The organism is Jiella avicenniae, from assembly GCF_021390325.1.
In the GTDB taxonomy this organism is placed as follows: domain Bacteria; phylum Pseudomonadota; class Alphaproteobacteria; order Rhizobiales; family Rhizobiaceae; genus Jiella; species Jiella avicenniae.
In genome coordinates this window covers 135,959-155,413 of record NZ_JAJUWU010000014.1, presented here as the reverse complement: position 1 = coordinate 155,413, position 19,455 = coordinate 135,959, and the positions used below count along the sequence as shown (strand labels likewise).

The window sequence follows — 19,455 nt, the reverse complement described above, 5'->3', positions numbered from 1 at the left end:
TACTATATCGTGGTACCATGATACATGAGGCGCCGGCACCAACGCACCCTTGACGCAATATTCGCCCGACCGGTGAGCGGTACCATCCGTTGGGACGCCATCGAAGCATTGTTCGTCGAACTCGGTGCGCATGTGGAAGAGCGGGCGGGCTCGCGGGTTTGTATCGTCCTGTTCGGTGAGGTCCGGGTCTTTCATCGACCTCATCCGAGCCCGGAGACGGACAAAGGCGCCGTCACGAGTATCCGAAGATGGCTCGAATCCAACGGAGTAAGACCATCATGAACAATGTGATGGAAATCGAAGGGCAGAAGGCGGTCGTGACGTTCGATCCCGAAATCGGCATGTTTCGGGGTGAATTCGTCAGTCTGAGCGGCGGGGCCGATTTTTACGCGACGAGCGTGGAGGGCCTCGAGAAGGAGGGGCGGACGTCGCTCCGGGCCTATCTGGAGACCTGCGCCGAAAACGGCATCGAGCCGTTCCGCAACTTCTCCGGCAAGTTCAATGTGCGCATCGAGGCCACGCTTCACGCTGCAGCCGTGACCGCAGCAAAGGCCGAACAAAAAAGTCTCAACGAATGGGTGGGGGAAGCGATCGCGCGTGCGGCGCAAAGCGGTTGAGATGTGTCATTGACCGTGCTCCATGATACCGCGCGCGCAGCCCTCCAGCGCTCCGCCCCCGCCATCCTCGTCACCGTCGAGACCGCCCTCGGCTCGACGCCGCGCGAGGCGGGGGCGCGCATGCTGGTGACGGCCGACGACGTCACCGGCACGATCGGCGGCGGGCGGCTGGAATTCGGGGCGATCGACACGGCGCGCCGGATGATTGCGGCGGGCGAGGCCAAAGGCGCGTGCGACGTCCCGCTCGGCCCGGAGATCGGCCAGTGCTGCGGCGGCAGGGTGCACCTGTCGTTTCGCCGGCTCGATGCCGCCCTGCTCGAAGAGCTTGCGAAACAGGTTGAGCGCGCGCGGGATGCGCTGCCCGCCGTCATCATATTCGGCGCCGGCCATACCGGCCGGGCTCTGGCAAAGGCCCTCGCGCCGCTGCCCTTGGCCGTGTCCCTCGTCGATTCGCGGCCCGAGACGCTTACGGACCTGACGGGGGCCGTGCGGACCGTCGCAGCCGCCATGCCCGAAACCGCAGTCGAGGAGGCGCCCGCCGGCGCCGGCTACGTGGTCATGACCCACGACCATTCCCTCGACTTCCTGATCGCCGCCGCGGCGCTCGCCCGCAGCGACGCCGCCTATGTCGGGATGATCGGCTCTGCCACCAAGCGCGAGCGCTTCCGGCGCCATCTGGCCGGGGAAGGACGCGAGGCCGAAGCCGCGCGGCTGACGCTGCCGATCGGCGGCTCGGCGCTGCGCGACAAGCGCCCCGAAGTCATCGCGGCGCTGACGGCGGCGGAGATCGCCACGTGCCTGTTAAAACATCAGGAATAATCGCTGCCGTGAAGCTTGGCAGGGGGCGCCCTCGGATGCCATAGTCCGGCGGTCGAAAGGGTGAGGTGAGGCAGGAATTCATGGCGGTAGAGGCGAGGGCGCCACGTTTGGAGCTGAAGGGCATATCCAAGCGCTTTCCCGGCGTCGTCGCGAACGATCACGTGTCCTTCGCCGTGCCGGCCGGGGCGATCCACGCGCTGCTCGGCGAAAACGGCGCCGGCAAGTCCACCCTCGTCAAGATCATCTACGGCGTCCAGCAGGCGGACGAGGGCGAAATCGCCTTCGACGGCGAGCGCGTTCACATCGGCTCGCCGCGCGAGGCCCGGGCCCTCGGCATCGGCATGGTGTTCCAGCATTTCTCGCTGTTCGAGGCGATGACCGTGCTCGAGAACATCGCGCTCGGCATGGACGAGCCGCCGCCGCGGCGCGAACTCGAGGCGCGGGTCCGCGAGGTGCTGGATTCCTACGGCCTGTCCCTCGATCCCCACCGCCACGTCCATACGCTGTCCGTCGGCGAGCGCCAGCGCATCGAAATCGTCCGCGCGCTGTTGCAGCAGCCGAAGCTCCTGATCATGGACGAGCCGACCTCGGTGCTGACGCCCCAGGAGGTGGAGCAACTGTTCGAAACGCTGCGGCGCCTCGCCTCCGAGGGGTGCTCGATCCTCTACATCTCCCACAAGCTGCACGAGATCAAAGCGCTCTGCGAATCCGCCACGGTCCTGCGCGGCGGCAAGGTGGTCGGGACGTGCGATCCGCGCGAGGAATCGGCGCGCTCCATGGCCGAACTGATGATCGGCGGCAGCCTCAAGGACCTCTCCGACAAGGCGGGCTGCGTCCATGGCGAGGACCGTTTCGTCGTCGCCGCACTCTCGGCGCCGGGCGAGCCGCCCTTCGGCACGAGCCTGAAGAAGGTTTCCTTCTCCGTCCGCTCGGGGGAGATCTTCGGCATCGCCGGCGTCGCCGGCAACGGCCAGAACGAGCTTCTGGCCGTGCTTTCCGGCGAGGAGCGGAAGAACGTCTCGGGTTCGATCCGCCTCGACGGCACCGAGTTGGCCCGCCTTTCGGTCGGCGGGCGGCGGCGGGCCGGGCTCGCCTCCTCGCCGGAAGAGCGCAACGGCCATGCTGCCGTGCCGGGCATGTCGCTCGCCGACAACGCCCTGCTTTCGGCCCGCAGCCGCATGGGCCTCGCCTCCGGCGGCGTCATCAAGGCGAAGAAGGCGCGGGACTTTGCTGCAAAGGTCATCGACGCCTTTTCCGTCAAGGCGACGGGGCCGGGTGCTTCCGCCGGAAGTCTGTCCGGCGGCAATCTGCAGAAATTCGTCATGGGGCGGGAGATCATGCAGAATCCGGCGGTTCTGGTCGTCTCCCAGCCCACCTGGGGCGTCGATGCGGGCGCCGCCTCCTTCATCCGCCAGGCGATGATCGATCTTGCCGCCGAGGGCGCGGCCGTCCTCGTCGTCAGCCAGGATCTCGACGAGCTTCTGGAGCTCTGCGACAGGCTCGCCGTGATCAACGAGGGGCGCCTCTCGGAGCCGATGGACGTCAAGGGAATCTCGATCGAGCGCGTCGGGCTTTTGATGGGCGGCATTCATGGATCCGGGCGGGGCGCCGAACCCGAGGATGGAACGGCGCCCGCCGGCCGCGCGAGACATCCGGAGCCCGCCCTGTGACCCTCCTTCGTCTGGAGCCGCGGCGGCAGGAAAGCCGCATGATGATGCTGGCCGCCCCGGTGATCGCCGTCGCGCTGACGCTTCTGGTCGGCGCGGTGCTCTTCACGCTGCTCGGTCATGACGGGTTCGGCGCGATCCTCGAAATCTTCGTCAGGCCGCTGTTCAATCCCTATCGCTGGCAGGATCTCCTGGTGAAGGCGGCACCGCTGGCGATCATCGCGATCGGCCTTGCCATCGGCTTTCGGGCGAACGTCTGGAACATCGGCGCCGAGGGCCAGTACATTCTCGGTGGTCTTGCCGGCACGGGCATCGCCTTGGCGACCCTCGACATGGCCGGCCCGTGGATCCTGCCGCTGATGCTCGTTTTCGGAATACTCGGCGGTATGGCCTGGGCCGCGATTCCGGCCTTGCTCAGGACGACGCTCGGGGTCAACGAGATCCTGTCGAGCCTGATGCTGAACTACGTCGCCATCCAGCTGCTCTATTTTCTCATGCGCGGCCCGTGGATGGACCCGGAAGGCTTCAACTTTCCCCAGACGGCGATGTTCTCCGCCGATCAGACCCTGCCGATGGTCGTGCCGGGAACCCTGATCCATCTCGGCGTCCCGCTGGCCGCCGCCGTGGCGCTCACCGCCTTCGCGGTCATGGCGCGGACCGTCACGGGCTTCCAGATGAAGGTGGTCGGTCTCGCCCCCAAAGCCGCGGCGTTCGGCGGCTTCGGCGCCGCCTCGACGGTGTGGATCGCGCTGATGGCGGGCGGCGGCCTTGCCGGCTTCGCCGGCATTCTGGAGGCGGCCGGCCCGTTCGGCCAGATGGTGCCGCAGTTTCCGACCGGCTACGGCTATACGGCGATCATCGTCGCCTTTCTCGGCCGGCTGAACCCGCTCGGCATCCTTCTCGCCGCGATGGTGCTGGCGCTGACCTATGTCGGCGGCGAGAGCGCCCAGACGACGATCGGACTGCCGGCGGCGGCGACGGGCGTCTTCCAGGCGATGATGCTGTTCTTCCTGCTGGCGACCGACATCCTCGTGCGCTACCGCCTCGTTTCGGGCCGTGCGGCGCCCGCCGGCGTGCCGGCCGGCAAGAGCGAGGGGGAAGCGGCGCCGTCGGGCAAGGGAAAGGCGGTGGCGGCATGAGCCTCGACCTTCTCGTCGCGATCCTGATGACCATCGCCGGCGCGGCGACGCCGCTCTTGATCGCCGGCCTCGGCGAACTCGTCGTCGAAAAATCCGGCGTCCTCAATCTCGGTGTCGAGGGCATGATGCTGATCGGCGCCGTCACCGGCTTTGCCGTCGCCACCTCTACCGGCCTGCCGGTTCTCGGCGCGTTGGCGGCGATGGGAGCCGCGGCGCTCGCCGCGGCGATCTTCGCCGTCCTGGTCCTCACCCTGATGGCCAATCAGGTGGCGACGGGGCTCGCGCTCACCATCTTCGGCACCGGCGTCTCGGCGCTGATCGGCGCGCCCTTCGTCGGCATCACCACGCCGACGCTCGGCCCGATCTTCCCGGATTTCCTGACCTCGTCGCCGCTGCTGCGCCTCGTCTTCGGCCATTCGCCGCTGGTCTATCTCGGCCTTCTCCTCACCCTCGCCGTCTGGTGGTTCCTCAACCGGGCCCGGGCCGGGCTGATCCTCAGGGCGGTCGGCGAATCCGACAGCGCCGCCCATGCCATCGGCTATCCGGTGCTCAAGGTCCGCTATCTCGCCGTCCTCTTCGGCGGGGCGATGGCCGGGCTCGCCGGCTCCTATTACTCTCTGGTGCTGACGCCGATGTGGGCCGAGCGACTGACGGCGGGACGCGGCTGGATCGCCATCGCTCTCGTCGTCTTCGCCTCGTGGAGGCCGGGCCGCATGCTCGCCGGCGCCTATCTCTTCGGTCTCGTCATGACCATGGAGCTGCAGGCCAAGGCCGCCGGCTTCAACATGGTCGCGCCCGAAGTCCTCGCGGCGCTTCCCTACATCGCCACCATCGCCGTCCTCGCCATCATTTCCGCCGCCAGGCGCGGCGGCACGGCCGCGCCGGCCTGCCTTGGCAAGCCCTTCCGGGCTGCCGCCTGACCGACCCTTCGCCATTCACGATCAAGGAGACCTCGATGTTCGAAACCAACCGCCGCCGCCTTCTCGCCGGTGCCGCAGCGCTCGGCGCCACGTCTTTCGTCGGGCTGCCGGCCCGCGCCGCGATCGGCGAAAAGAAGGACAAGGTGAAGGCCGCCTTCGTTTATGTCGGCCCGGTCGGCGACTACGGCTATTCCTTCGCTCACGACCAGGGCCGCAAGTTCCTGGAGGAGAAGCTCGGCGACAAGGTGGAGACGAGCTTCGTCGAGAACGTCGCCGAGGGCCCCGATGCCGAGCGCGTCATCCGCCAGCTGGCGCAGGGCGGCAACGACATCGTCTTCACCACCTCCTTCGGCTTCATGAACCCGACGCTGAAGGTCGCCAAGCAGTTTCCCGACGTCGCCTTCGACCATGCCACCGGCTACAAGACGGCCGGCAACATGGGCGCGTACAATTCGCGCTTCTATCAGGGCCGCGCCGTGCTCGGCACCATCGCCGGCATGATGTCGAAGGCCGGCCAGGGCGGCTACATCGCCTCCTTCCCGATCCCCGAAGTCGTCATGGGCATCAATGCCTTCACCCTCGCGGCAAGGGCGAAGAACCCCGACTTCGTCACCAAGGTGGTCTGGGTGAACTCCTGGTACGACCCGGCGAAGGAGGCCGACGCCGCCAAGGCGCTGCTGTCCCAGGGCGTCGACGTGATCAGCCAGCACACCGATTCCCCGGCGCCGCTGCAGGCGGCCGAAGAGGCCGGCGTCATCGCCTTCGGCCAGGCCTGGGACATGTCGAGCTTCGCGCCCAAGGCCCACATGACGGCGATCGTCGACCACTGGGGCCCGTACTACGTCGACGAGGTCGAGAAGATGCTCGCCGGCGAGTGGAAGCCGCGCGACATCTGGTGGGGCATGGAGGAGGACATCCTCGAAATGGCGCCGTTCAACGACGCGATGCCCGAGGACGTGAAGAAGGCCGCCCAGGAGATGGTCGACCGCACCAAGGCCGGCGCGTACGACGTCTTCACCGGCCCGATCAAGAACCAGGCGGGCGAAGAGAAGGTGGCCGACGGCGAGAAGATCCCGGATGCCGACCTTCTGAAGATGGACTGGTACGTCGAGGGCGTGCAGAGCTGAGGCGTAAGAAGCCCGGCGGCCCGGCGGCTCCGGAGGTTCAGCCGGTCGAAAGGCTGGTTGGACCTCGAAGAGCCGGGTAGGGGTGGGGGATCTGTCTTTGCACCGTTCGTGCCAAGGCGCCCCCTCTGTCCTGCCGGACATCTCCCCCACACGGGGGGAGAACGGCAACTTCGTCCGTTTCGCCTTCTCATGTGCCGGTGTCGGCTTCGACGTCGAAAGCGAGCCGCGGCGTCCATGCAGGGTCGATCTCCCCCCTTGAGGGGGAGATGTCCGGCAGGACAGAGGGGGGGTCCCCGAGACGCGGCGCTTCTTGCCTCGGAAAGCGAGGGCGGCCCCGCCGACGCAAGCCTTCTATAGTCTCTTCATTCCAAGGAATCCGAGCCCGCATGTGGACATACCTTTCCGAATGGCTGCAGTTCGCGGTGCGGTGGATCCATGTGATCACCGCCATGGCCTGGATCGGCTCGTCCTTCTATTTCATCGCCCTCGACCTCGGCCTGAGGCGTCGGCGGGAGCTGCCGGAGGGCGTTTCGGGGGAAGCGTGGCAGGTGCATGGCGGCGGCTTCTACAACATGCAGAAATACACCGTCGCGCCGGACGCGATGCCGGACGAGCTGACCTGGTTCAAATGGGAGAGCTATTCCACCTGGCTGTCCGGCGCGGCGCTGCTGTTCCTGCTCTATTACGTCCAGGCCGATCTCTTCCTGATCGACCCGGAAGTCGCCGACCTGCCGGTCTGGGGCGCCAGCCTCATCGGCATCGCCGGTCTGGCGCTCGGCTGGGTCGTCTACGACGCCCTCTGCAAGTCGCCGCTGAAGAACAACGACACGGCGCTGCTCGCCGTGCTCTTCGTCTATGTCGTCGTCTCCAGCTTCCTGTTCTCGCAGGTTTTTTCCGGCCGTGGCGCGATGCTCCACACCGGGGCGCTGATCGCGACCATCATGACGGCGAACGTCTTCCTTCTGATCATTCCGAACCAGAAGATCGTCGTTGCGGACCTGAAGGCCGGCAAGAGCCCCGATCCGTCACTCGGCAAGGCGGCCAAGCAGCGCTCGCTGCACAACAACTACCTGACCCTGCCGGTCATCTTCCTGATGCTCTCCAACCATTATCCGCTGGCCTTCGCGACCGAGTGGAACTGGGTGATCGCCGGGCTGGTGCTTCTGATCGGTGCGATCGTCCGGCACTTCTTCAACACCATGCACGCGACCGGCGAGAAGCTGTGGTGGTGCTGGCCGGTCGCAGGCATCCTCTTCGTCGTCGTCATCACCCTGTCCGGCGCGCCGGGCTGGCGAGAGGCGGCGGAGGCCGAGACCGCGCAGCGCGAATGGCGGGGCGATCCGCAGGTCGCCCTCGCCAATTCGCCGCATTTCGAGGCGGCGGAAGCGATCGTCCTGTCGCGCTGCTCGATGTGCCACGCGCGGGAGCCGCTCTGGCCGGGCATGATCCATCCGCCGAAGAACATCGCGCTCGAAACCTCGGACGACGTCGTTCACTACGCCGCGCTGATCGAGCGACAGGCGGTGCGCAGCCACGCCATGCCGCCCGGCAACGTCTCCGGCCTCGAACCGGCCGAGCGGGACGTGCTGGCCCGCTGGCTCGCCGACGGCAAGGCGCCGGGGCTGGGCCGGGGGCTGTGAGAACGCGGCGGACGGCGCTATCTTCGCCCCGATGACAGCAAAAGCCGGCACGATCGCGATTCGCGGACGACTCCTCTCCTTCGACGCCGATCCCGCCGTCGCAGGGGAGGCGGAAGCCGTCCGCTTCATCGAGGACGGCATCGTCGTAGTCAGGGACGGGGTCATCGTCGAGGTCGGCGAAGGTCCCGTGATCGTCCGCCGGCTCGATCCGGGCACGCCGCTCGTCGACCACCGGCCGCATCTCGTCTTGCCGGGCTTCATCGACCCGCATCTGCACCTGCCGCAGACGCAGGTCGTCGCCTCCTACGGCACCGAGCTGATGGAGTGGCTGGCGAAATACACCTTCCCCGAAGAGCTCCGCTACGGCGACAGCGCCGTCGCGGGGGAAGCGGCGCGTTTCCTCTTCGATACGCTCGCGGCGAACGGCACGACCACGGCCGCGGTCTATTGCACCACCCACCCGGTGAGCGCCGAGGCGTTCTTCCGCGAGGCCGAGCGGCGGAACCTCCGCATGATCGCCGGCAAGGTGATGATGGATCGGAACGCGCCGGAGGGGCTGCTGGATACGGCCGAACTCGGCTACGAACAGACGAAGGAACTGATCGCGGCCTGGCACGGGCGAGGGCGGCTGGAAGTCGCGATCACCCCGCGCTTCGCTCCCACCTCCAGCGAGGCGCAACTGGCGGCCGCCGCCGCGCTCGCCGCCGAACATCCCGAGCTGCCGATCCAGACGCATCTGTCGGAGAACGACGCCGAGATCGCCTATGTCGCCGAAGCCTTTCCCTGGTCGAAGGACTATACCGACGTCTACGAGCGCTACGGCCTCGTGCGACCGCGCGCGCTGTTCGGCCACTGCATCCATCTGTCGGAGCGCGAGCGTCGGGCGCTCGCCGAAAAGGGCGCCTCGGCGATCTTCTGTCCGACGTCGAATCTGTTTCTCGGCTCCGGGCTCTACGACCTCGCCGCCTCCCGCGCGCTGGGCCTGAAGACGGGAATTGCCACCGACATCGGCGGCGGCACGTCCTACTCGATGCTGACCACTGCGGCCGAGGGCTACAAGGTGTTGGCGCTGAACGGGCAGAAATGGCCGGCCTTCGAGGCCTTCCGCATGCTGACTGCCGGCAATGCCGAAGCCGTCGGGATCGAGGACAAGGTCGGTCGTCTGGCGCCGGGCCTCGAAGCCGATCTCGTCGTTCTCGACAGCCGGGCGACGGCGCCGCTGAGGCGGCGCATGGAGCGGGTCGAGACGCTGGCCGAGGAACTCTTCGCCCTGATGATCCTCGGCGACGAGCGAACGACCGTGGCGACCTACGCCGCGGGCCGGAGGATCTACGACCGCTATCAGGCCGGCCACCGGCCGCTGGCGCCGAAGCTCGACCAGACGCCGTTGCCGAAAAGCGCCCAGGCCGGCGAAAGCGCGCAGTAGCGTTCAGACGGATGCGAGCTTGCCCCCGTCGTGCCGCTTGTCGGCCTCGATCTCGCCATAGGTTTTCAGGTCGTTCGGCGAGTAGTGCAGGACGTTCTTGAACAGGTTCTCTTTGAAGCCGATCTTGAAAAGCGCGCGTTTGTCGGGGCGACCGAAACTGTCCTGAACGGCATTGTAGGCGAGCGCATTGACGACATGATAGGTGGGCGGCTCCTCACCGTAGAACGTCGCCATCTCGCTCTCGATCTCCGCAGCCGTCCGATCCGGATCCTCGCCGGGCCGCTCGGCGCGCGCCATCAGCCCGTAGAAGCGGGCTTGGAACATCGCGTGGTCCCGGGCACGGCCACCAAAGTTGAAGACCAGCTGCAACCCACCGACGACAGCCACAAGAAATCCGAATACCAGACCGGAACTGTCGGCGCCGAAGGTCTTGGCTGCGACCTGAGCAACGCTCGCCGCCCCGAGCAGGAGCACGGCCAGATTGGCCACGCGCTCGCAGCGCTCGAAGAACTGCCGCCGCATTGAGTGATAAACGCCATTGCGCATGGCACGCATTCGCGTCTTCTCGATGGCTGATAGGTCGCTCATGACGCTCATATAGGCACGGATCTCATTTATTTGCGATCCTTCGGCGGACGAGGATCGGGAGGGACCCGCCCGCTCTCGCGATCCTGCTCGGCGATGGCACGCGCGATGCGTCTTTGATTGGCAGGCGAAAGTGGGCCTTCGCCGGTACCGGAAGGGTGCTTCCCGATTGTGCGCTCGTCGGCCGCACCGCCTCTGTCGCTGTGCCGCCGACCTTTGGCCATCCCCTAACTCCGACCCATCAGAAGATGTAATCTTCTGTCTCGTCGCCTCGTCGGTCAATGGTCTTGATGGATGCAACGACCGATCTTTTTTGCGTGCCTCGCCCTGAACTTCCCGGGCCTTCGGGCGTTGCGACTGGACATGCGACCCAGCCCGCCTATCCCTTAACCAAGTGCTCAGCGACTGCCATGACGCATATGGCGGTCTTCATCCGACCCCGAAACCTTTCGAAGAAGGTTCGTGCATGGCCGACGCCGATCTGCAGCCGAAAAAGTCGAAGAAAGCCGTCAAGGCGAAGAGTCCCGAAAGCGAGGCGCTGCTTCTCGCCCTTGCCGAGAACCGCGTCGCCATCGAGGGTGTCGAGCCCGAGATCGACGGCGGGCGCTTCGCCGTCAAGCGCGTCGTCGGCGAGCCGCTGACGGTCGAGGCCGACATCTTCTGCGACGGCCACGACGAGATCGACGCGGCGCTGATCTACGGCCCGGCCGACGTCGATCCGTCGAAATGGTCCGAGACGAGCTTCGAATTCGTCGAGAACGACCGCTGGGCGGCCACGGTCACCTTCGATCGGCCGGGGCCCTATCGCTATTCGATCATCGCCTGGCGCGATCTCTACGCGACGTGGCGCGACGAAGCGAAGAAGAAGCGCGATGCCGGCAAGCTCACCGATCTGGAGCTGATCGAGGCGCGCGAACTGGTCACGAAAGCGGCCGGTTCCGGCCGCGGCTCCAAGGCGGACCAGCGCGGCCTCGCAAAGCTGGGCGAAAGGCTCGAAAAGCTGGCCGAAAAGGGCGACGCGGACGGTCAGTATGCGCTGATGCAGTCGGACGAAGCGGTCTCCCTGCTGCATGCGGGCGGCGTGCGGACGAACCTGTCGCGCTATCCCGGCAACGTGCCCGTCTGGGTCGACCGCGAGCGCGCGGCGTTTTCGGCCTGGTACGAGATCTTTCCGCGTTCGCAGTCGGGCGACGTGAACCGGCACGGCACCTTCGACGACGTCATCGCGCGCCTGCCCGACATTCAAAAAATGGGCTTCGACGTCCTCTATTTCCCGCCGATCCATCCGATCGGTTCGACCAACAAGAAGGGCAAGAACAATTCCCTGACGCCGGCTCAGGAGGATCCCGGCAGCCCCTATGCGATCGGCTCGAAGGACGGCGGTCACGACGCGCTCCATCCCGAACTGGGTTCGTTCGACGACTTCGCCCGGCTGATCGAGGAAGCCGGAAAGCACGGGCTGGAGATCGCCATCGACTTCGCCATCCAGTGTTCGCCCGACCATCCGTGGATCAAGGAGCATCCGGAATGGTTCGACTGGCGGCCGGACGGGACGATCAAGTTCGCCGAGAACCCGCCGAAGAAATACGAGGACATCGTCAACGTCCACTTCTACCGCGGGGCGCTGCCGTCGATCTGGTACGAGCTGCGCGACATCGTCCTGTTCTGGCTGAACAAGGGGGTCCGGATCTTCCGGGTCGACAATCCGCACACCAAGCCGTTTCCGTTCTGGGAGTGGATGATCGCGGAAGTGCGCAAGGTCGATCCCGGCGCGATCTTCCTCGCCGAGGCCTTCACCCGGCCGAAGGTGATGAAGCGGCTCGGCAAGGTCGGCTACAACCAGTCCTATTCCTACTTCACCTGGCGGAATGCCAAATGGGAGCTGGCGGAATATCTGACGGAGCTGACGACGGAGGAGTGCGCCGACTACATGCGGCCGAACTTCTTCGTCAACACGCCGGACATCAACCCGCTCTATCTGCAGACCTCCGGCCGGCCGGGATTTCGCACGCGGCTGGCGCTCGCCGCCGGGCTTGCCGGCAATTACGGCGTCTATTCGGGCTTCGAACTCTGCGAGTTCCTGCCCGTCCCGGGCAAGGAGGAATATCTCAACTCGGAAAAATACGAGATCCGCGCCTTCGACTGGCATGCCGAAGGCAACATCCGCGACGACATCGCCTTCTTCAACCGGCTGCGCAACGACGAAGCGGCAATGAGGGATTTCCGGTCGCTCGCCTTCTTCAATTTCTGGAACGACCAGGTTCTCTATTTCGGCAAACGGACGAAAGACCTTTCGTCCTACCTCCTCTTCATGGTGAACCTCGATCCGCACCATGACCAGGGCGGCCATTTCGAGGTGCCGCTCTGGGAGTTCGGCCTGCCCGACGACGGGACGATCCGTGCGACCGACATTCTGGGCGGCGACACCCTGACCTGGACCGGCAAGGTCCAGCATTGGTGGCTGAACCCCCAGGATCGGCCCTACGCCGTCTTCAAGCTCACCCGATAAGAACCGAGAACGCCGAAAGCGCCCGCCTCAATGAACGAGATCGCCACTATCGTCACGCCGGAAACCTCTTCCGGGCCGGACCTCAACGCCCCCGACTGGTACAAGGACGCGATCATCTACCAGCTCCACGTCAAGACCTTCGCCGATTCGAACGGCGACGGGATCGGCGACTTCGCGGGGCTGCTGTCGCGGCTCGACTACATCCAGGAACTCGGCGTCACCGCGATCTGGCTCCTGCCGTTCTATCCCTCGCCGCTGCGCGACGACGGCTACGACATCTCCGACTACCGCTCCGTCAATCCGTCCTACGGCAATCTGGAGGACGTCGAGCGGCTGATCGAGGAGGCGCACAAGCGCGGCATGCGGGTGATCACCGAGCTGGTCATCAATCACACGTCCGACCAGCATCCCTGGTTCCAGGCGGCCCGCCGTGCACCGAAGGGTTCGCCGGAACGGGATTTCTACGTCTGGGCCGACGACGACAAGGGCTACGACCTCACCCGCATCATCTTCACCGACACCGAAACCTCCAACTGGACCTGGGACCCGGTTGCGGGCCAGTATTTCTGGCACCGCTTCTTCTCCCACCAGCCGGACCTCAACTTCGACAATCCGAAGGTGATGGAGGAGGTGCTCTCGATCATGCATTTCTGGCTCGACAAGGGCGTCGACGGGCTGAGGCTCGACGCGATTCCCTATCTCGTCGAGCGCGAGGGCACCAACAACGAAAACCTGCCCGAGACCCACGACGTCCTGAAGGCGATCCGCGCCGATCTTGACGAGCACTATCCGGGCAAGATGCTGCTGGCCGAAGCCAATCAGTGGCCCGAGGATACGCGACCGTATTTCGGCGAGGGCGACGAATGCCACATGGCGTTCCACTTCCCGCTGATGCCGCGCATGTACATGGCGCTGGCGCAGGAGGACCGGCACCCGATCACCGACATCATGCGCCAGACCCCGGACATTCCGGACAATTGCCAGTGGGCGATCTTCCTGCGCAACCACGACGAGCTGACGCTCGAAATGGTGACCGAGGAGGAGCGCGACTATCTCTGGTCGACCTATGCGTCCGACACGCGGGCCCGCATCAATCTCGGCATCCGGCGCCGTCTCGCGCCGCTGATGGGCAACGACCGGCGCAAGGTCGAGCTTCTCAACGCCCTTCTCATGTCGATGCCCGGAACGCCCACCGTCTACTACGGCGACGAGATCGGCATGGGCGACAACATCTATCTGGGCGACCGGGACGGCGTCAGGACGCCGATGCAGTGGTCGGCAGACCGCAACGGCGGCTTCTCGCGCGCCGATCCGCAGCGGCTCTACCTGCCGGTGATCCAGGACGCGGTCTACGGGTATCAGGCGGTCAACGTCGAGGCGCAGTCGAACAACCCGGCATCGCAGCTCAACTGGATGCGGCGGCTGATCCAGGTGCGGCGCACGAAGGAGGCGTTCGGCCGCGGCGAGATCACCTTCATCCTGCCGTCGAACCGCAAGATCCTCGTCTATCTGCGCGAACACGCCGACGAACGGGTGCTGTGCGTCGCGAATCTTTCGGGCTCCGCCCAGGCGGTCGAGATCGACCTTGCGGACCATGCCGGCTGCGTGCCGATCGAGATGCTCGGCCTCTCGGCCTTTCCGCCGATCGGCACCACGCCCTATGTCCTGACGCTGCCGGCCTATGGCTTCTTCTGGTTCGACCTTGCCGACGGCGGCTCGGCGCAGCAGCGCTACCCGGCCATTCCGACGCCGCTGCCGGCATTTTCCACTCTGGTCGCCCAGGGCGATCTGAAAGCGACCATCGGCGGACGCAATCTCACCGAACTGAAATCCGACCTGCCCGGCTATGTGGCCAATCAGCGCTGGTTCGCCGGCAAGTCGGCGAAGCCGCGCCAGCTCGACGTCGCGGTGCTCGGCGCTCCGACGCCGGACAGCCGTCGTCATCTTCTGACGGAGGTGAGCGTCGAGACCGCCGAGGGCGTGCAGAACTATCTCCTGCCTCTCTCCGTGCGCTGGGGCGAGCAGCACCTGTCCACCCATGATCCCGATCTGCCCTACACCATCGCCAAGGTCCGTCAGGGCCCGCGCATCGGCGCGCTGATCGACGGTACGCGCAGCGCCGACTTCGCCAAGGTGATGATCGCGCTGATCGCTGCCGACGTGAACGTCGATCTTGCCGACGGCCAGCTCGTGGTCGAGGCGTCGACGAGCGAGCGGGAGGGCCTGGCCCAGTCGCTGCTGGTCGATACGGACGCGATCCGGGTGCTTTCGGGCGAGCAGTCGAACACCTCGCTCCTGATCGGCGCCGAGGCGATCCTGAAATATTATCGCCGGCTTCGCGACGGCATCCAGCCGGAACTCGAGGTCACGCGTTTCCTCACCGAGAAGACCGACTTCGAGGCGGCCCCCGCCCTTTACGGCTCGATCGAACTGGTGCGGCCGGACGGCACGAGGACGGCGATCGCGGCTTTGTTCGAGCAGGTGCAGAACCAGGGCGACGCCTGGACGGTGATCGTCGAAGCGCTGGCCCGCTATCTGCGCGACCATGCCTACACCCAGCAGCCGATGGCCGACGAGAACCACGAGGTCGGAGCGCTGAGCGAGCCGAAGCTGCAGATCCAGATCGACCCGGCGGAGGTTCTCGGACGGCGGACGGGCGAGATGCACGCGGCGTTGGCGACGACGACCGGCGACGCCGCCTTCGACCCCGAACCCCTCGACGACGACAGCTACATGGCGATCGTCGGCGAAGCGAAGAAGGATGCCGCCGACGCCCTGGCGGTGCTGGCGAAGGCCAAGCCGAACCTGCCGACGGAGGAGTTGGAGAACGTCGAGCGGCTGCTCGGGTCGGAGAAGGACATCCTGACCTGGTTCGACCGCTTCGGCGGAATGAAGGTCAGCACTCACCGCACCCGCATCCACGGCGACTATCATCTCGGACAGGTCCTCGTCGCGAAAAACGACGTGGTGATCCTCGACTTCGAGGGCGAACCCGGGCGCTCGCTCGAAGAGCGGCGCGCCAAGAGCTCGCCGCTGCGCGACGTCGCCGGCATGGTGCGATCCTTCGACTATGCCGCCTTCGCCGCCAGGGACCGTGCCGGGCCCGTCGACGAGACGACCGGCGAGCGGCTGCGGGAGATGGCGACGAGCTGGCGCGACGAGGTCACGGAGCAGTTCCTCCAGCATTGGAGCGAGGCCTCCGAAATCGCTCTCGACGAGCCGACGCGGCAGCTTCTCGACCTCTTCGTCCTGCAGAAGGCGTTCTACGAACTTCGCTATGAGGCCGCCATGCGGCCCGCCTGGTTGTCGATTCCCTTGCGCGGCATCGTCGCCCTCCTCGAGAAACGACAGGTTCTGAAATGACATCCACTCCTGCGACATCCCCTGCCGGCATCGAGCATCGTCCCGAAGAGCACCAAGCCTGGGAAATCGGTCGCGGTGTCCATGGCGACCCGTTTTCCGTCCTCGGACGGTTCGGCGTCGAAGGCGGCGCGATCGTCCGGGTCTATCGCCCGGGCGCCCATTCGGCGACGGTGATCGACGGCGCCGGCAAGGAACTCGCGACGCTCGAACCCTTCGGCCCGGAAAGCTTCTTTTCCGGCTATGTCCCGGGCCTCGACGGCACGGCGCCTTACCGCATCCGCTACAGCCACGGCGGCGGAGCCGGCTGGGACGAAGAGGATCCCTACCGTTTCGGCCCGATCCTCGGCGATCAGGACGTCTATCTCATCGCCGAGGGCAGCCACTATCGCCTCTATGAGAAGCTCGGCGCCCATCCGGCGACGATGGACGGAACGCCCGGTGTCGCCTTCGCCGTCTGGGCACCCAACGCCCGCCGCGTCTCGGTGGTCGGCCATTTCAATTCGTGGGACGGCCGCCGCTCGGTCATGCGCAAGCGCCACGAATGCGGCGTCTGGGAGCTGTTCGTCCCGCATCTCGGCCGCGGCGAGGTCTACAAGTTCGAGGTCATCGGCCCCGACGGCAACATCCAGCCCCTGAAGGCCGATCCGGTGGGCTTCCTGCAGGAAACGGCGCCTTCCACGGCCTCGATCGTCGACGGTCTGGTCGAGCACGAATGGAAGGACGACGAATTCCGCTCGCAATCGGCCGAATGGCAGAACCGCGAGAAGCCGATCTCGATCTACGAGGTGCATCTCGGCTCGTGGCGCCGGGGCCCCGACAATGCGGTTCTTGACTACGACGATCTGGCGGGCGAACTCGTCGCCTACGTCAAGGACATGGGCTTCACCCATGTCGAGTTCCTGCCCGTCTCCGAGCATCCGTTCTACGGCTCCTGGGGCTACCAGCCGATCGGCCTTTACGCGCCCTCGTCGCGCTGGGGCTCGCCGGAAGCCTTCGCCCGTCTCGTCGACGCGCTGCATCAGGAGGGGATCGGCGTCCTGCTCGACTGGGTGCCGGGACACTTCCCGACCGACGTCCACGGTCTCGTCCGGTTCGACGGCACGGCGATCTACGAGCATCCCGACCCGCGCCGCGGCTTCCACAAGGACTGGAACACGCTGATCTACGACTATGGTCGTCCGCAGGTGCGGAACTTCCTCGTCGCCAACGGCATGTACTGGCTCGACCAGTTCCACATCGACGGGTTGCGCGTCGATGCCGTCGCCTCGATGCTCTATCTCGACTATTCGCGCAATCACGGCGAATGGGAGCCCAACATCTATGGCGGGCGCGAGAATCTCGAGGCGATCGCCTTCCTGAAGGACGCCAACGAGCGGATCGGCGAATACTTCCCGCGGGCGACCACCCACGCCGAGGAATCCACGGCCTTTCCGGACGTCTCCAAGCCGACCTATGCCGGCGGTCTCGGTTTTCACTTCAAGTGGAACATGGGCTGGATGCACGACACCCTGCATTACATGCAGGAAGACCCGGTCAACCGGCGCTACCACCATCACCACATGACCTTCGGGATGGTCTACGCCTATTCGGAAAACTTCGTCCTGCCGCTCTCCCACGACGAGGTCGTCTACGGAAAGGGCTCGCTGCTCGGCAAGATGCCCGGCGACGACTGGCAGAAATTCGCCAATCTGAGAGCCTATTTCGGCTTCATGTGGAGCCATCCGGGCAAGAAGCTCCTGTTCATGGGCGGCGAGTTCGGCCAGTGGGCCGAGTGGAACCACGACCAGTCCCTCGACTGGCATCTCCTCGATCAGCCGAACCATGCCGGCGTCCAGCGTCTCGTGCGCGATCTCAACACGATGTATCGCGAGATCCCGGCACTGCATCAGCTCGACTGCGATCCGGCGGGCTTCGAATGGGTCGACACCGCCAATGTCGAGGAGAGCGTCATCGCCTTCCTGCGCAAGGATCGCGGGGGCCGTCAGGTCCTGATCGTCTCGAACTTCACGCCGATTCCGCGCCACGGCTACCGCGTCGGCGTCTCGAAGAGCGGAACCTGGACCGAGCGGCTCAACACCGATGCCGAGATCTATGGCGGCTCGAACGTCGGCAACATGGGCGGCAAGACCGCCGAGGACGAGTCGGTGCACGGTCGGCCCTATTCGATCTCGCTGACCCTGCCGCCGCTCGCCACCGTCGTGATGGTCCACGAGGGCTGACGGTCAGTTCTCGGGCTGCCGCCGCGAATTGGCGCGGGGCGCTCGTGGCGGCGTCGGTTCAGGCGGCGGAGGCCAGGGCTCCGCGAGCATTCGGCGCGAGGGCAATGGACACGGCCGGAATGGTCTCCGGCCGCGACGACGTGATCTCGACGCGATTGCGGCCGGCGCGCTTGGCGACGTAGAGAGCGGCATCCGCACGGTCGAGCGCGTCCTTCAGATCGCCGGGTCCGAAAACTTCGGCGACGCCGATACTGAGCGTCGGTTCTCCGCGGCCGTCGGCGAATGCGGTGGCCGCTGCGGCGAAATCGCATCGGATCGCGTCGGCGCGAGCTCGCGCTTCCGCGAGGCGGGTGGCCGGCAGACAGATCGCGAATTCTTCGCCGCCGAGCCGGCCGAAGAGTTCGCCCGGCTCCAGATGCCGGCCGACGACCTCGCACATCAGCCGCAGGACGTCGTCGCCGAAGCCGTGGCCAAAGCCGTCGTTGAGCTGCTTGAAGGCATCGAGATCGAGCATGAGAACGGTTCCCGCCCCGGACGGCCGCCGCCGCTCGATCGACAGGAGGATCGGCACTCCGGCAAAGAAGGCCCGCCGGTTGAGCGTTCCCGTCAGCGGGTCCGTGTCCGCCCGTGCGGTCAGTTCCGCCTCGCGCTCTTCGCGCACGGCCGAAACCATCAGAATGGCCAGGGCGACGGCGACGAGAGCCCCTTCGAACAGCACCGCCTCGATGGCGAAGCCCTTGAAACTCTGCAGGCTGACGAAGCCGCCCTCGACGCCGACGAGCGCGGCGCGCACGACATAGGCGGCGGCATGAAAGGCGAAGACCCCTGCCAGCATCCGGGCGTGGCGGTTCGTCGCGCCGCTGCGGAGCAGGATCGTCGAGCAGACGGCAGCGTAAAGCCCCACCACGATCGTGATCACCAAAACCAGAGTGGGGGCGGCGCCATCATCGGGCAGGACGTAGCAGGCGGCCCAGACGGGAATGCCGACCAGCCAGCTCGCGCCCGCCTTCGAACGGGTGAGGCTCAGGCAACCTCGCAGAAACAGCGCATGGCCGAGGATCAGAAAGACATAGCTGAACCAGATCCCGAGGGAATCGAAGCCGCGCAGGCGCAGGAGGGAGATCGAGCAGCCGACCGTGATGCAGCCGAAACCGATGCTCCAGCTGCGAAGCGATGCTTCGCGCCCGCGCCACCATTCGCATGCCAGCCAGACGCAGGAGATGAGGGTGACGCCGCTCGTCAGGAGGATGAGAGTATAGGCGTCGACGTGCATCGGGGGTCTCGGGCGGAGGTGACGTAACGAACGATTACGGACGCACCCTTACGATAAGGTTGCAGCGGTCGGAAAAAACGCGACGGACCACCACCTCGGCATGGCTGCCCGAAGGCCCGCTGCCAGCCGTCGCCTTGCGTCCCGCGTCGGG

At 66.1% G+C, this 19,455-nt stretch carries 14 protein-coding genes; 12 read left to right on the top strand and 2 right to left on the bottom strand.

The annotated features are described in order from the left end of the window. Nucleotides 1-24: 24 nt before the first annotated feature. The 9 genes from LZD57_RS14210 to guaD all read left to right on the top strand — a co-directional run bounded on the left by LZD57_RS14210 (nt 25) and on the right by guaD (nt 9,355). Nucleotides 25-282 (top strand): type II toxin-antitoxin system HicA family toxin, encoded by a 258-nt coding sequence (locus LZD57_RS14210; RefSeq protein WP_233720139.1) that lies wholly within the window; start codon nt 25-27, stop codon nt 280-282. Further along, entirely contained in the window at nt 279-617 is a 339-nt protein-coding gene (locus LZD57_RS14205; protein ID WP_233720138.1) for a type II toxin-antitoxin system HicB family antitoxin, read from the top strand. The genes LZD57_RS14210 and LZD57_RS14205 overlap by 4 nt, the downstream gene beginning before the upstream one ends. Before the next feature lie 15 nt (nt 618-632). Next, the gene (xdhC, locus tag LZD57_RS14200) at nt 633-1,436 is read left to right on the top strand and encodes a xanthine dehydrogenase accessory protein XdhC (protein ID WP_233720137.1); all 804 of its coding nucleotides are present in this window, start codon (nt 633-635) and stop codon (nt 1,434-1,436) included. Nucleotides 1,437-1,516: 80 nt separating this feature from the next. Next, a complete protein-coding gene (locus tag LZD57_RS14195; protein WP_233720181.1) occupies nt 1,517-3,106 on the top strand; it encodes an ABC transporter ATP-binding protein in 1,590 nt (529 codons plus the stop codon). Between the two features lie 38 nt (nt 3,107-3,144). Beyond that, nucleotides 3,145-4,242: an ABC transporter permease gene (locus tag LZD57_RS14190; RefSeq protein ID WP_233720180.1), complete on the top strand. Its 1,098-nt coding sequence runs from the start codon at nt 3,145-3,147 to the stop codon at nt 4,240-4,242. Further along, nucleotides 4,239-5,162 carry an ABC transporter permease gene (locus tag LZD57_RS14185; RefSeq protein ID WP_233720136.1) on the top strand — a complete coding sequence of 308 codons (924 nt, stop codon included), beginning with the start codon at nt 4,239-4,241 and terminating at the stop codon, nt 5,160-5,162. The genes LZD57_RS14190 and LZD57_RS14185 overlap by 4 nt, the downstream gene beginning before the upstream one ends. Before the next feature lie 35 nt (nt 5,163-5,197). After that, on the top strand, nt 5,198-6,289 hold the full coding sequence (locus LZD57_RS14180) for a BMP family ABC transporter substrate-binding protein (RefSeq protein ID WP_233720135.1): 1,092 nt from the start codon (nt 5,198-5,200) through the stop codon (nt 6,287-6,289). A 386-nt stretch (nt 6,290-6,675) separates the two neighbouring features. After that, the gene (locus LZD57_RS14175; RefSeq protein WP_233720134.1) at nt 6,676-7,929 is read left to right on the top strand and encodes a urate hydroxylase PuuD; all 1,254 of its coding nucleotides are present in this window, start codon (nt 6,676-6,678) and stop codon (nt 7,927-7,929) included. Nucleotides 7,930-7,960: 31 nt separating this feature from the next. Then, nucleotides 7,961-9,355 carry a guanine deaminase gene (guaD, locus tag LZD57_RS14170; RefSeq protein ID WP_233720133.1) on the top strand — a complete coding sequence of 465 codons (1,395 nt, stop codon included), beginning with the start codon at nt 7,961-7,963 and terminating at the stop codon, nt 9,353-9,355. A 3-nt stretch (nt 9,356-9,358) separates the two neighbouring features. Here the strand turns inward: guaD and LZD57_RS14165 are convergent, their stop codons facing one another. Next, complete coding sequence (locus tag LZD57_RS14165) at nt 9,359-9,952, bottom strand: hypothetical protein (protein ID WP_233720132.1); 594 nt, start codon at nt 9,950-9,952, stop codon at nt 9,359-9,361. Between the two features lie 454 nt (nt 9,953-10,406). On the opposite strand from LZD57_RS14165, the gene LZD57_RS14160 reads away from it, so the two are divergent. The 3 genes from LZD57_RS14160 to glgB are packed head-to-tail and all read left to right on the top strand — an operon-like array spanning nt 10,407 to nt 18,031. Then, nucleotides 10,407-12,449: an alpha-1,4-glucan--maltose-1-phosphate maltosyltransferase gene (locus LZD57_RS14160; protein ID WP_233720131.1), complete on the top strand. Its 2,043-nt coding sequence runs from the start codon at nt 10,407-10,409 to the stop codon at nt 12,447-12,449. Between the two features lie 30 nt (nt 12,450-12,479). After that, complete coding sequence (gene treS / locus LZD57_RS14155) at nt 12,480-15,812, top strand: maltose alpha-D-glucosyltransferase (RefSeq protein ID WP_233720130.1); 3,333 nt, start codon at nt 12,480-12,482, stop codon at nt 15,810-15,812. After that, a complete protein-coding gene (gene glgB / locus LZD57_RS14150) occupies nt 15,809-18,031 on the top strand; it encodes a 1,4-alpha-glucan branching protein GlgB (protein WP_233720129.1) in 2,223 nt (740 codons plus the stop codon). The genes treS and glgB overlap by 4 nt, the downstream gene beginning before the upstream one ends. Before the next feature lie 58 nt (nt 18,032-18,089). Here glgB and LZD57_RS14145 read toward each other — a convergent pair whose 3' ends face one another. After that, nucleotides 18,090-19,304 carry a GGDEF domain-containing protein gene (locus LZD57_RS14145; protein WP_233720128.1) on the bottom strand — a complete coding sequence of 405 codons (1,215 nt, stop codon included), beginning with the start codon at nt 19,302-19,304 and terminating at the stop codon, nt 18,090-18,092. Nucleotides 19,305-19,455: the final 151 nt, after the last annotated feature.